Source organism: Pseudomonas sp. WS 5503, from assembly GCF_012985385.1.
Classification (GTDB): Bacteria; Pseudomonadota; Gammaproteobacteria; order Pseudomonadales; family Pseudomonadaceae; genus Aquipseudomonas; species Aquipseudomonas paracarnis.
In genome coordinates, this window is record NZ_JAAQWI010000001.1 from 1,031,924 (window position 1) to 1,044,340 (window position 12,417).

Sequence of the window (12,417 nt, forward strand, 5' to 3'; positions counted from 1 at the left end):
ATCAGCCAAAGGAATGATTTGCAGGGGCCAGTAAATGCTAGCGTTACGCCATTACCAAGGACCTAATGAAACCCAATGTGGGAGCGGGCTTGCTCGGGAATGCGGAGTGTCAGCCGGTATATCTTTGACTGAAGCACCGCATTCGCGAGCAAGCCCGCTCCCACATCTGGATTGTGCTCACTTGAGAAAAATGATTATTTCATGCTGGTAAAGGCCAGTTTCACCCCGATGGCAATCAACACCGCGCCCATCGTCCGATCAAACCAATGACCCATCTTTGCAAACCCGGCGCGCACGCGCTGCTGGCTGAACAACATGGCCACCAGGCAAAACCACAACGCAGTAGCCACCGCCAGGTACACCCCATAACCGGCCTGCACTGCCAGCGGCGTGTGCGGGTTGATCACTACGGTGAACAGCGACAGAAAGAACAGCGTGGCCTTGGGGTTCAAGCCATTGGTCACAAAACCTGCGGTAAACGCGCCGCGTGGGGTGCGCTCGCCCGCTTCACGGTGCAACTCGCCCTCGGCCGCAGGCTTGGCCGGCTGGGCGCGCAGGGCCTTGAAGCCAATGTAAAGCAGGTACGCGGCTGCGGCCCACTTCAACGCATTGAACAACACAATGGACTGGGACACGATCAAGCCGATACCCAGCAACGAGTAACCCACATGCAGGAAAATCGCCGAACCGACGCCCAAGGCCGTCCATGTGCCAGCACGGCGGCCGTGGGTCACGCTTTCACGCACCACCACGGCGAAATCCGGGCCGGGGCTCGCCACTGCCAACAAGTGAATCAAGGCTACGGTCAAAAACTCGGCGACGTACATGCTCACTCCATTAAGTAACTGATTATTTCATCTGATAGGCTCGGCAGATTACGCCTTCGAACCTCGTCGCAAAAGGTACAGTTGATCATGAACAATCGCCGCGCCGTCTTCCTCGACCACCCTTCGCTGGACTTGGGCGACCTCGACCTCAGCGGTTTGCATGGCTGCTTCAGCCAGTTGCAGTTGTTTGAACAGACCACGCCCGAGAATGTGCTGGAGCGCTTGCAGGGCGCCCAAGTCGCCATCAGCAACAAAATCCCGCTCACAGCCCAAACCCTGGCGGCCTGCCCCGAGCTCAAGCTGATCCTGGTGTCGGCCACCGGCACCAACAATATCGACCTTGAAGCGGCCCGCGCCAAGGGGATTACCGTGAGCAACTGCCAGGGTTACGGCACGCCGTCGGTGGCGCAACATACGATCATGCTGTTGCTCAACCTCGCCACGCGCTTGAAGGATTACCAACAGGATGTGGCCGCTGGCAAATGGCAGCATGCCAAACAGTTTTGCCTGCTGGACCATCCGATCGTCGAACTGGAAGGCAAAACCCTCGGCCTGCTCGGCCATGGTGAATTGGGCAGTGCCGTGGCACGCCTGGCCGAAGCGTTCGGCATGCGCGTGATGCTCGGCGCGATACCTGGGCGCCCTGCCCGCGCCGACCGTGTGCCGCTGGACGAATTGCTGACCCAGGTCGATGCGCTGACCCTGCATTGCCCACTCAATGAACACACCCGCGACTTTATCGGCGCCCGTGAACTGGCCTTGCTCAAGCCCGGCGCATTTGTGGTCAATACTGCGCGCGGTGGTTTGATCAATGAACAGGCCCTGGCCGACGCGCTGCGAAGTGGTCACCTTGGCGGCGCAGCGACTGATGTGCTGAGTGTCGAGCCGCCAGTCAATGGCAACCCGCTGCTGGCGGGAGACATTCCACGCTTGATCGTCACGCCCCACAACGCCTGGGGCAGTCGCGAAGCACGGCAGCGTATCGTTGGCCAGCTCACGGAAAACGCCCAGGGCTTTTTCAACGGCGCCCCGCTGCGCGTCGTCAGTTGATAAACTGCGCCCCTTTTCAAGGAGCAGACTATGGATCCGCGCAGTGAAGTACTGCTTCGACAGGCCGAACTTTTTCAAGGCAACCTGCTGCTCGTAGGTTTGCCTGCCGACGATTTGCTTGGGCGCCTGCCCAATGCCCACGGCTGGTGCTGGCATGCCGGTGACCAGGCGGCGCTCGATGCGCGCTTCGCCGAACGCAGCCAGTTTGGCGTGACAGTGCCCGAGCGCGCCTTTGATGCGGCGGTGATTTTCCTGCCCAAGTCCAAAGACCTCACCGACTACCTGCTCAACGCCGTGGCCGCGCGCCTGCCTGGCGCCGAGCTGTTTCTGGTGGGCGAGAAAAAGGGGGGTATCGAAAGTGCCGCCAAGCAGATGGTTCCGTTCGGCAAACCGCGCAAGCTCGATAGCGCACGGCATTGCCAACTATGGCAGGTCACTGTCGCTAACGCGCCGCAAGCCGTGGAGCTTGAGAGCCTGGCGCAGGTCTTCGACGTACCTCTGGCCGAAGGTCCGCTGAAGGTGGTGAGCTTGCCAGGGGTGTTCAGCCATGGCCGCCTGGACCGCGGCACCGAGTTGTTGCTGGAGCACTTGGACAAGCTGCCCAGCGGCAACCTGCTCGATTTCGGTTGCGGCGCTGGCGTACTGGGGGCTGCGGTCAAACGCCGCTACCCGCATAACACCGTGACGATGCTGGATGTGGATGCCTTCGCCGCTGCCAGCAGTCGCCTGACACTGGCAGCGAACGGCCTGGAAGCCGACGTGTTGACCGGCGACGGAATCGACGCGGCGCCCATGGGTTTGAACGCGATTTTGAGCAACCCACCGTTCCATGTCGGCGTGCACACCGATTATTTCGCCACGGAGAACCTGCTGCGAAAAGCAGCGAAACACCTGGCAAAAGGTGGCGAACTTCGCCTGGTTGCCAATAGCTTCCTGAAGTACCAGCCACTGATCGAAGAGCATTTGGGCATCTGCGCAATCAAGGCCGAAGGCAATGGTTTTCGCATTTACCGCGCCAAGCGCCCCTGACGGACGTTTGAAAAAGAACGCTTGCCGAATGGGTTTTGCCTAGGCAGAATCCGCAGCGTCCTAGGGGAGTAGTCTCCCACGAGCCCATGCTCGTCCGGCATACGTCAACATACTTGGTCAGCAGACCATGGCGTATGCGACCCAGGAGTCCGCACAGACGGACCGGGGTTTGACAAGACCTATGACACGCACACCTTACCCGGGGCGGGAAGGCTGTACGTGTCATAGCCGTGTCGACCCGCCCCTGGAAACTACCTGATGCTGGATTCACTACTCGTTCCTACCGCAATCGTTGCCTTGGCCGAAATCGGCGACAAGACGCAACTGCTCGCACTCATCCTTGCTGCTCGCTTTCGCAAGCCCTGGCCGATCATCGCCGGCATCGTTGCCGCGACCCTGGCCAACCATGCGGCGGCCGGTGCCGTGGGCGCCTGGTTCGGGAGTTTCTTCTCGGATGCGGTGCTGCACTGGATCCTCGCCGCGAGCTTCTGCGCCACGGCGCTGTGGACCCTGGTGCCGGACAAACTCGATGATGACGAAGCCAGTACCACCCGTAAGTTCGGGCCCTTCCTGACCACCTTGATTGCGTTCTTCCTCGCCGAAATCGGTGACAAGACCCAGATCGCCACGGTGATGCTGGCGGCGCAATACCCGGAACTGTGGCTGGTGATTATCGGTACCACCCTGGGCATGTTGATTGCCAACGTGCCGGTGGTGCTGGCGGGGAATTTTGCCGCGGAGAAACTGCCGCTGACCTTGATTCGTCGCTTGGCGGCTACGGCGTTCTTCGTGCTGGCGATTATTGCGGTGTACAAGGCCATGCAAAGCAGCGGCTGGCTGTAAACCGATCACTGCTCGCGAAAAACGTCAACGATAACGCGTGCTGCCTGAATAAACGCGGTGCCGGTGAGTTTTTCGCGAGCAAGCTCGCTCCTACAGGGTCAGGACTTCTTGGCCTGCTGGTAGAGCGGCATCACCTTCGGAATCGCCGCCTGCAAGGACGCGATGCGGCTGTCCGAAGCCGGGTGCGTGCTCATGAATTCCGGCGGTGCGCCTTCCGAAGCCTTGGCCATCTTGTTCCACAACGTGATGGCCGCGTTCGGGTTGTAGCCAGCGCGGGCGGCCAGCTCCAGGCCGATCAGGTCGGCTTCGTTTTCGTTGCTGCGGCTGTTGGGCAAGGTCATGCCGTAGTTGGCGACGGTATCGGCCAGTGCCAGGCTGTCCTGGCCGAGACCGAATATTGCCCCGGCGCCCTGCTTGGCCATCTGGATACCGTAGGCCTTGGACATGGCTTCGCGGCCGTGTTCACGCAGGGCGTGGGCGATTTCATGACCCATCACGGCAGCCAGCTCGTCATCGGTGAGCTTGAGGTTGTCGATCAAGCCGCTGTACACCAGGATCTTGCCGCCAGGCCCGCAGTTGGCGTTCATCTCATCGCTTTTGATCAGGTTCACGTCCCAGTTCCACTGGGCCGCATCCGCGCGGAAAGTCGGAGCCTGGGCGATCAGGCGCTTGGCAATGGCCTGCACGCGCTTGGCGTTGGCGCTGGTCTTGTCCAGCACCCCTTTGCTGCTGGCTTCACCCAGGGTCTGCTGATAAGACTGGGCATACATCTGGTCGACTTCCTGACTCGACAGCATGCTGAACATGTACTGCTTGCGCTCTACCCCAACGGCGCCGCCGCTGGTGGTATTGACCGACTGGCAACCCGCCAGCAGCATTGCTGCAACCAAACCACTTACCACCAATGACTTCTTCATGAACACGCTCCCTGAAAACATGGCGCGTATCGTAGGCGGTCATTTGTATCTGCGCCAGATACCCTGGACGTTTAACCGCTGAATTTAAGATACATCCGAACGCGGCCCGACGGGCAAAGCTCATGCTGGGGTCAGGCATTCCGGCCCATTGAGCTTCGGATCGTTGACCATATTGGCCAGCACCCGCTCGCGCAGCACGGCAGGCTCAGCCGCCAGCAGGCCCTGTAGCACCTGCAGCGGAGTCTCGGGATCGAGCCAGGCGGCCTGCCCTGCCGCGTCCAGGATCAATGGCCGCCGCTGACTTTGCGCCGCTTGGGTAACCACCGCCGTGCTCAGCCACACCTGCTCCTGCACCGGATACGCTTCCCACACTGCGGCAAAGAACAACGTGGAGCCCTCCCCCGGCGTGAGCCAGTACGGGCGCTTGCGCTGGGTGCCGCGCCACTCATAAAAGCCATTGGCGGGCAGCAGGCAACGGCGCAAGCGGAAGGCTTCACGAAACATCGGTTGTTCGGCCAGGGTTTCTGCGCGAGCGTGGGCCGGGGTGCGCGACAGGTCTGTCAGCCAGGGCGGTGTGAGGCCCCAACGGGCACGCGCCAGGGTGAGTTGGCCCTCGCTCAGGCGCTGGATCAGCACCGAATCATTCGGGGAGATGTTCCACTGGGCCTGCTGGTCGGCGGGGAAGCCGGGCAAGGCAGCAAAGGCAGGGTTCCAGCGAAACAGGGCATAACGTCCACACATGGGGCAACACGACTCTTGGGTAAACCGACCGACAGCCTAACAGACCAACACGTCAGGGAAGCTGTCGGGTTCGTCGCCGGGCAAGGGTTGGGCGCCGATATAGGCGGTGATCAGCTCACGGGCGCAGGCGGCCTGGTCGTTGTCGACCTCCAGCCCCAGCAAGCCGAATATCGGCAACTCGCCCGTGCCGCCGAGCAAATGGCGCCCCACCAGGTGCGCCTCGATACCTTCACTGGCAAGCATCTGCTGCAACAACTCGCCCTCCATCAGATTTTCCGGTTCGTAGATTCGCTGCATGGGCGTACCTTTTTATTCGTTCTCGCTGCGCATTATTCATTTTCGCTGCGGGTTTCAAGCATCCACTCTTCACCATGAACTTGCAGGTCGAACGTGATCGGCCGGCAACACACTTGGCAGTCTTCTATATAGGTCTGGTCCCCGCCAGACAAATCCACCGTCGTCTCGACCGCTTCGCCACAATAAGGACAATCGTACAGCGCAGTTTCGAGCATCGCAGTCTCCTAGGTGACTTGTGCGTATAATCGCCGGTCTATTTACAGGGCTATTCTTGGCCGGCCCCTTATTCGGACCGCACCCTGACATTTCCTTTTACTTACCCTAGCCGTTTCTAACAAGAGAGCATGATGGGCGAATTCGATACCATCCGACCTTACAACGACAGCGAAGTCCCGGCAGTGCTGGCGCGCCTGTTCAGTGACAAGGCCTTTCTGGACATCCTGACCCACTTTCGCTTCCCGCGCTTTGCAGGCGCCCTGGGCTGGCTGCTCAAGCCAATGATTGCGCGCAAACTGCGCCGCGAGTTCGCTGGCGTCACCACCGTGGCCACGCTGCAGGACAAGGTCGAGTACTACGTTGACCACACCATTGACCGGGCGACCGACGGCGTGACCTATACCGGCGTCGAGCAACTGAAATCCGGCACCGCCTATCTGTTTCTGGCCAACCACCGCGACATCGTGATGGACCCGGCCTTCGTCAACTACGCCGTGTACCACGCCGGCCTGCCGACGCCGCGCATCGCCATCGGCGACAACCTGCTGCAAAAGCCGTTTGTCAGCGACCTGATGCGCCTGAACAAGAGCTTCATCGTGCACCGTTCGATTACCGGGCGAAAGGAGAAGATGGCGGCCTACCACCTGCTGTCGGCCTACATCAACCATTCGATCCGCAACGACTGCCAGTCGATCTGGATTGCCCAGGCTGAAGGCCGGGCCAAGGATGGCGATGACCGTACCGAATCGGCGATCCTCAAGATGTTCCACGTCAGCCGCAAGGACGAGCCATTTGCCGAGGTCATCCAGTCGTTGAACCTGACGCCGGTGTCCATCAGCTACGAGTACGACCCCTGCGATGCCGCCAAGGCCCGCGAGCTGTATATCCGCGCCACCACCGGCACCTACACCAAGGCACCGGGAGAGGATGATGTGAGCATTGCCTTGGGCATTACCGGCTATAAAGGCCGAGTGCACGTGAACTTTGCGCCGCCGATCACCGAGCGTTTCGAAGACACCAAGCTGCTGGCCGCGGAAATGGACCGGCAGATCCTCGGTGGCTACCGCTTGTTTCCGGTGCACTACCTGGCGTACGCGCAGTGGAGTGATGCCGACCCGCAATTGCAGGTGCCCAAGGCGGCGGACGTGTTCCCGGCCGATGAGCTGGCCAAGGCGAAGGCGGAATGGGAGCGGCGCTTGAACGAGTGCCCGGCGGAGCACCGGCCTTATCTGGTGGTGCAGTATGCGACGCCGGTACGCAACCAATACCGAGTCAAGGCCGGTATCCCACTGTAATAGTGAGCCCACAGGGGATATGTGGCAGGCGCTGACTCAGCGGGCAGTACATGGCCAGTGTGGGAGCTGGCTTGCCTGCGATAGCGTTGGTTCAGTTAAAGATTCAGTGGCTGATACACCGCCTTCGCGGGCAAGCCCGCTCCCACATTTGGTTTCGCAGTGGAATTATAAGCGGGTGCTGAGCCAGGAGATGGCCAGGGCCAAGCCAAGGCAGGCGAACCCGACGCGGTACGCCAGGCGATGCGCCCGCTCGGTGCGTGTATCCAGAAACAGCATCGGTTGGTCGATAGCGCGCTCTTCGCTGCGCAGGGCCAGGTCAGCTATCGCACGCTGTGCATGCAGACGGGTGATGAACAACACCCAGGCGCCCGAGCAGGCAACCAACAGGGCAACAATATTAATGAGCAGTGCGGGCAGCGCCATCGCAAACCTCGGTAAATCAGTCTTCGGGTATCAGTCCAGGTACACACCTGAACGACAGTCGCCTCCTGCGCATTTAATGCTCCTTCCCCATTGACGGCTAATGTATCCAGTAATTTACGCCGTCACCTGAACGTCACCTTAACAAGCCACTCTGTTGCCCTTCGACGCTTGAGGAGCTTGTCATGTTGCATGCGCAAAACCAGGATCGGCTGTATTTGATCGCCCAGAGCGAGGAACAGGAGGCGCTGATCGGCAGTCTCGCGTTCAACGTTCAGGACCGCCATTGGCTGGTGTATTGCGCCCTCGGCGGGCACCAGCATGCCGATCTGCCGGAGCTGGATCTGCTCACCGGTGTGAGCATGCTGGACTTTTATGTCGATACGGCCGCATGACAAAAACCACGGGCACAAAAAAACCGGGCTCAGCGATGAGCCCGGTTTTTTGTGAGCGGCTTATTGCGCGCTGAGCAGTTGACCGATGCTTGGGTCCTTGAACAGGCGGGTCAAGGCATCACTGAGCACGTCGCTGACCAGCTTGGTGTTGGTTTCCTGGTTGGGCGACATGCCGAACCGCTGGTTGAGCGAGGCTGCGTAGCGGCCACTGTAGCGGCGGGTACCGGCACTGACGTCAGACTTGAAGGTAGCGCCGATGGAAGCCTCGGTCACATACAGGCCGTCTTTGGGCGACTGGTATTTCAGCTCGGCCAGGGTCACGGTCAGTTGCGGCACGCCTGGCGAGTTGGTCGGCGTAAAGCCCAGCAAACGCACAGCGGCTTCAGCCTGGGCCTGCAACTTGGGCAGCACATCCTGGCCGTTCACCGAAATCAACGCGGTCTCAGGATACAGGCCGCCACGCGAACCCAGGGTTGGCGACGGGCGACCGTCAACCACGCGTACCGAAACCGGCTGGCCGTGGCCTACCGCCGCCAACTGCGCGGTGACTTTAGGTTGCGGGCTGAGTTGTTGCGGGCTGTTGGCGCAGCCGACAAGGGTCAAACTGGTCACAGTGATCAAACCGAACAACAGGCGTTGCAACATACGCATTTCTCCAGGACTAGGTGCAGACAGGACGCCAGTATAACGGTGCACGCGCACCACTCACCAGCGATCCTGAACGGTGGCTGAAGCCCCTGCGCAAATTACAAATTCGCATAAATTCGTCACCCCAGTGTCATGCCACACTGGCAACCTTCAAGCATGTAACACACCAGGTACACAGCCATGCGCCTTCTCAAGACCCTGTTCATGTCCCACGCTCGTCATCGCCACTTTGCCCTGCTTGATGCCCACGGACATTGCCTGGCCTTCAAGCAGTGCAGCCTGCCGCCCGTCGGTGAAGGCTGGGTGGAAGTGACCGAGACTCACCTGGGCTGGATGCACCGCCCACTGCCGGCCAGCGCCCGGGTCAGCCCAAAGGTTTTTCGCCCACGACACCGACAAGCGTTGGCCTCCTGACCAGGCCCCTAATAAAAGTCATAAAACACGCCCATTTCACTGACGTTCTTCGCTACAATCTCCCCCCGATTATAAGGACGTCTCCTGATCGGGCCTCGCAGCATCGTTAATGCCCAGGCATTAGCCCCAAAATCGCCCACAGAGAGCCGCCCACACAGATCGAGTGAAGCTGGCGTGCTTGCTGTTTCCTTTGCAAACCACCCCGTCTTTTATCGAATCTGCCAGAGCTGCCATTGCGCTCGGCCACTTGAGTTGTTTGCCCGTTTCGCCGCGTGTCGGCAGAGGTTTACGGGCCAGGTGCCAGGCTGGGGCAGCCCTTTTTTGAGGTTCACGTCTTCAAAAGAGCGTGAAAAAACGGGTTTTCACAACTTCACAAGAGTGTGGCGAGCAAATGAATAGTTTGGCGTTTGTACAAGCACCATCAGCGTCTGGGTCAGCCCAATTACACAGGATCGAGCCTTCCTCAAAAACCGGAGCTTGAGCCTGTCCGCTACGGATTGGTTGCACGAATCGCACGCTTTGACCATAAGTCGAATTGCCACAGGCGCCCATGAATGCGTTCATAGGCAGATTAGCCCGGCAGGAAGCGTGTGCTGAAGTTGCAAAGAATTGCGAATCGGACATGGCGATCCTGGCCATGGGTAACCTGGGGCAACACGTGAACCGCCCCATCACTCCTGGCAGCCATGCCGTCAATTTGGTGCTGCAGATTTTGGAGACGCGTTAAATGGCGCATAACGAAGCAGTCGACGTAGTACTGGTAGGGGCCGGCATCATGAGTGCCACCCTGGCCGTACTGCTCAAAGAGCTCGACCCCGGCCTCACGCTGGAAGTCGTTGAGCTGATGGATTCGGGTGCCGCGGAGAGTTCCAACCCGTGGAACAACGCCGGTACCGGCCACGCCGGGCTGTGTGAGCTGAACTACACGCCGCAGGCCGCCGATGGCTCCATCGACATCAAGAAAGCCGTGCACATCAACACCCAGTTCGAGGTGTCGAAGCAGTTCTGGGCTTACCTGACCAAGAAGGGCACCTTTGGCTCGTCCAGGTCGTTCATCAGCCCGGTGCCGCACCTGAGCTTCGTGCAGGGCGACAAAGGCGTGTCCTTCCTCAAGAAGCGCTTTGAGACCCTCAGCCAGCACCACGCGTTTTCGGACATGCACTACACCGAAGACCGCAGCGAAATGGCCGAGTGGATGCCGCTGATGATGCCGGGCCGCCCGCTCGATGAAAAAATCGCCGCCACCCTTGTGATGAACGGCACAGACGTCAACTTTGGCGCCCTGACCAATCAGTTGCTCAGCCACCTGACCAGCTCGCCGGACGCCCAGGTCAAGTACTGCAAACGCGTGACCGGCCTCAAGCGCAACGGCGCGGGCTGGACCGTGAGCATCAAGGACGTGAACAGCGGTAACAGCCGCGACGTCGATGCCAAGTTCGTATTCCTCGGCGCTGGCGGTGCGGCGCTGCCGTTGCTGCAGGCCTCGGGCATCGAAGAGAGCAAAGGCTTCGGCGGCTTCCCGGTGAGCGGCCAGTGGCTGCGTTGCGACAACCCGGAAGTGGTCAAGCAGCACCAGGCCAAGGTCTACAGCCAGGCTGCCGTGGGCTCGCCGCCGATGTCCGTGCCGCACCTGGACACCCGCGTAGTGGATGGCAAGAAATCCCTGCTGTTCGGGCCATACGCCGGTTTCACCACCAAGTTCCTCAAACACGGCTCGTTCCTTGACCTGCCGATGTCGATTCGCGCCGGCAACATCGGCCCGATGCTGGCCGTGGCCCGCGACAACATGGACCTGACCAAGTACCTGGTCAGCGAAGTGCGCCAGTCCATGGAACAGCGCCTGGAATCCCTGCGTCGCTTCTACCCCGAGGCGAAAGCCGAAGACTGGCGCCTGGAAGTGGCCGGCCAGCGCGTGCAAATCATCAAGAAAGATCCGAAGAAAGGCGGCGTGCTGCAGTTCGGCACCGAACTGGTTGCAGCCAAGGACGGTTCGCTTGCGGCGCTGCTGGGCGCGTCTCCTGGTGCTTCGGTCACCGTCTCGATCATGCTGGAGCTGATCGAGCGCTGCTTCCCGCAGAAAGCCGCCGGTGAATGGGCCACCAAGCTGCACGAGATCTTCCCGGCGCGCGAGAAAGTGCTGGAGACGGACGCCGAGCTGTATCGCAAGATCAACACGCAGAACAACATCAGCCTGGAGCTGGTGGAACCTGTAGGAGCGAGCTCGCTCGCGAAAAACGTCAACGATAACGCGGCGCAAGTGGATTAAGGCGCCGCTCTCAGGTTCTTCGCGAGCAAGCTCGCTCCTACCGTTAAAAGCAAAACGCCCCGGACTCTGAAGCCGGGGCGTTTTTTTTGCTCGGACAATCAGCCGCGGGCGTTGTCGATCAGTTCGATGTACTCGGCGGCGTTGCGCTGGTCCTTGATCAGGTCGACGAAGGTCTGGCCATGCTCGTCCTTGCCGTCCAGGTCCAGGCCTGCTTCTTTGAAAAAGCCCAAGAAACGCTCGAAGTCGTCGATACGCAGGCCGCGATAGGCCTTGATCAGTTTGTGCAGGGACGGCGATGTCGCATCAACCGGCTCGAAGTCCAGGAACAACTTGATCTGGTCGTCACCGATTTCGTCGCCAATCACCTGTTTCTTATCTTTACGCATTACCGACTCCAGCCTGCAGACATTTACACGGGGTTTGAAGTCTACCTGCGCGACGCCGGATGTGGGAGGGGGCTCGCCCTAATACCTGTAGGAGCGAGCGAATAGCTCAAAGGCGCCGCGTTTATTCAGGAAGCACGCGTTATGGTTGACGTTTTTCGCGAGCAAGCTCGCTCCTACAGACGCCCACATTTGGATGTCAGTGTTCAGTCGAACTGAGCAAGCATCCAGCGCTGGTAGTCAGCCACACCTGCATCACCTTCTCGCGGTGCCCAATCAGCCAGTTCGCCCTCACCCACCGGTCGATAAGGCCCGGCCTTGCATTCGAACATCACCGTGTCTGGCTCCAGCACCACCAGGCCATGAAACACTCCCGGTGGCAGATCGACGCCTGCGCACTCGCCACCCGCCTGCATCACGCGTTTGGCGATCACTTCACCCGCATCGGTGAATATCAGCAGACCGAGGCGCCCCTGAAGCACCAGCAAAGTCTCGGCCTTGTCGGCGCTCAAGTGCCGATGAGGCGGCACATAGGTACTCGGCTGCAGCGCCACCGCGAGGCGATGACACGGCTCCTCCATCTGGTGGAAATTATGGTGGTATCGGCCACGGGGGCTATCGCCCGCTTTCTCGGCCAACTCTGCAAATAAGGTCTGATCAAGAAAGCGGGCCATCG

General features: G+C 60.2%; 16 protein-coding genes and 1 riboswitch. Of the genes, 7 read left to right on the forward strand and 9 right to left on the reverse strand.

Features of this window, described 5'->3' with window-relative positions; genetic code table 11:
* Window positions 1-194 precede the first annotated feature (194 nt).
* A complete protein-coding gene (locus HBO10_RS04820) occupies window positions 195-827 on the reverse strand; it encodes a LysE family transporter (RefSeq protein WP_014716957.1) in 633 nt (210 codons plus the stop codon).
* Window positions 828-911: 84 nt separating this feature from the next.
* Between HBO10_RS04820 and HBO10_RS04825 the strand changes: the two genes are divergently transcribed.
* The 3 genes from HBO10_RS04825 (at window position 912) to HBO10_RS04835 (ending at window position 3,749) form a co-directional block, all read left to right on the forward strand.
* A complete protein-coding gene (locus HBO10_RS04825) occupies window positions 912-1,877 on the forward strand; it encodes a 2-hydroxyacid dehydrogenase (protein ID WP_034126386.1) in 966 nt (321 codons plus the stop codon).
* A 30-nt stretch (window positions 1,878-1,907) separates the two neighbouring features.
* On the forward strand, window positions 1,908-2,906 hold the full coding sequence (locus HBO10_RS04830) for a class I SAM-dependent methyltransferase (protein ID WP_034126326.1): 999 nt from the start codon (window positions 1,908-1,910) through the stop codon (window positions 2,904-2,906).
* A gap of 51 nt (window positions 2,907-2,957) precedes the next feature.
* Window positions 2,958-3,076: riboswitch (yybP-ykoY riboswitch) on the forward strand.
* Between the two features lie 88 nt (window positions 3,077-3,164).
* The gene (locus tag HBO10_RS04835) at window positions 3,165-3,749 is read left to right on the forward strand and encodes a TMEM165/GDT1 family protein (protein ID WP_014716954.1); all 585 of its coding nucleotides are present in this window, start codon (window positions 3,165-3,167) and stop codon (window positions 3,747-3,749) included.
* 98 nt (window positions 3,750-3,847) lie between these two features.
* Here the strand turns inward: HBO10_RS04835 and HBO10_RS04840 are convergent, their stop codons facing one another.
* The 4 genes from HBO10_RS04840 to HBO10_RS04855 form a co-directional block, all read right to left on the reverse strand.
* The gene (locus tag HBO10_RS04840) at window positions 3,848-4,666 is read right to left on the reverse strand and encodes a M48 family metallopeptidase (protein WP_014716953.1); all 819 of its coding nucleotides are present in this window, start codon (window positions 4,664-4,666) and stop codon (window positions 3,848-3,850) included.
* Between the two features lie 120 nt (window positions 4,667-4,786).
* Window positions 4,787-5,407: an SOS response-associated peptidase gene (locus HBO10_RS04845; protein ID WP_034126325.1), complete on the reverse strand. Its 621-nt coding sequence runs from the start codon at window positions 5,405-5,407 to the stop codon at window positions 4,787-4,789.
* A 36-nt stretch (window positions 5,408-5,443) separates the two neighbouring features.
* A complete protein-coding gene (locus HBO10_RS04850) occupies window positions 5,444-5,704 on the reverse strand; it encodes a DUF2007 domain-containing protein (protein WP_032893538.1) in 261 nt (86 codons plus the stop codon).
* Window positions 5,705-5,736: 32 nt separating this feature from the next.
* Window positions 5,737-5,919 (reverse strand): CPXCG motif-containing cysteine-rich protein, encoded by a 183-nt coding sequence (locus HBO10_RS04855; RefSeq protein ID WP_034126324.1) that lies wholly within the window; start codon window positions 5,917-5,919, stop codon window positions 5,737-5,739.
* Window positions 5,920-6,051: 132 nt separating this feature from the next.
* On the opposite strand from HBO10_RS04855, the gene HBO10_RS04860 reads away from it, so the two are divergent.
* Window positions 6,052-7,215 (forward strand): 1-acyl-sn-glycerol-3-phosphate acyltransferase, encoded by a 1,164-nt coding sequence (locus tag HBO10_RS04860; RefSeq protein WP_169921939.1) that lies wholly within the window; start codon window positions 6,052-6,054, stop codon window positions 7,213-7,215.
* A 165-nt stretch (window positions 7,216-7,380) separates the two neighbouring features.
* Here HBO10_RS04860 and HBO10_RS04865 read toward each other — a convergent pair whose 3' ends face one another.
* Window positions 7,381-7,638 carry a hypothetical protein gene (locus HBO10_RS04865; RefSeq protein ID WP_034126322.1) on the reverse strand — a complete coding sequence of 86 codons (258 nt, stop codon included), beginning with the start codon at window positions 7,636-7,638 and terminating at the stop codon, window positions 7,381-7,383.
* Window positions 7,639-7,820: 182 nt separating this feature from the next.
* Between HBO10_RS04865 and HBO10_RS04870 the strand changes: the two genes are divergently transcribed.
* A complete protein-coding gene (locus HBO10_RS04870) occupies window positions 7,821-8,030 on the forward strand; it encodes a hypothetical protein (protein ID WP_003188620.1) in 210 nt (69 codons plus the stop codon).
* A gap of 60 nt (window positions 8,031-8,090) precedes the next feature.
* Here the strand turns inward: HBO10_RS04870 and HBO10_RS04875 are convergent, their stop codons facing one another.
* The gene (locus HBO10_RS04875) at window positions 8,091-8,675 is read right to left on the reverse strand and encodes a YajG family lipoprotein (RefSeq protein ID WP_034126321.1); all 585 of its coding nucleotides are present in this window, start codon (window positions 8,673-8,675) and stop codon (window positions 8,091-8,093) included.
* Between the two features lie 183 nt (window positions 8,676-8,858).
* On the opposite strand from HBO10_RS04875, the gene HBO10_RS04880 reads away from it, so the two are divergent.
* Together HBO10_RS04880 and mqo are read left to right on the forward strand one after the other, a co-directional pair.
* A complete protein-coding gene (locus HBO10_RS04880; protein ID WP_034126320.1) occupies window positions 8,859-9,092 on the forward strand; it encodes a hypothetical protein in 234 nt (77 codons plus the stop codon).
* A 727-nt stretch (window positions 9,093-9,819) separates the two neighbouring features.
* Window positions 9,820-11,358: a malate dehydrogenase (quinone) gene (gene mqo, locus HBO10_RS04885; protein ID WP_169921940.1), complete on the forward strand. Its 1,539-nt coding sequence runs from the start codon at window positions 9,820-9,822 to the stop codon at window positions 11,356-11,358.
* A 98-nt stretch (window positions 11,359-11,456) separates the two neighbouring features.
* Here mqo and HBO10_RS04890 read toward each other — a convergent pair whose 3' ends face one another.
* Together HBO10_RS04890 and HBO10_RS04895 are read right to left on the reverse strand one after the other, a co-directional pair.
* A complete protein-coding gene (locus HBO10_RS04890) occupies window positions 11,457-11,744 on the reverse strand; it encodes a PA4642 family protein (RefSeq protein WP_003188614.1) in 288 nt (95 codons plus the stop codon).
* A gap of 203 nt (window positions 11,745-11,947) precedes the next feature.
* The gene (locus tag HBO10_RS04895) at window positions 11,948-12,415 is read right to left on the reverse strand and encodes a WbuC family cupin fold metalloprotein (protein WP_034126318.1); all 468 of its coding nucleotides are present in this window, start codon (window positions 12,413-12,415) and stop codon (window positions 11,948-11,950) included.
* Window positions 12,416-12,417: the final 2 nt, after the last annotated feature.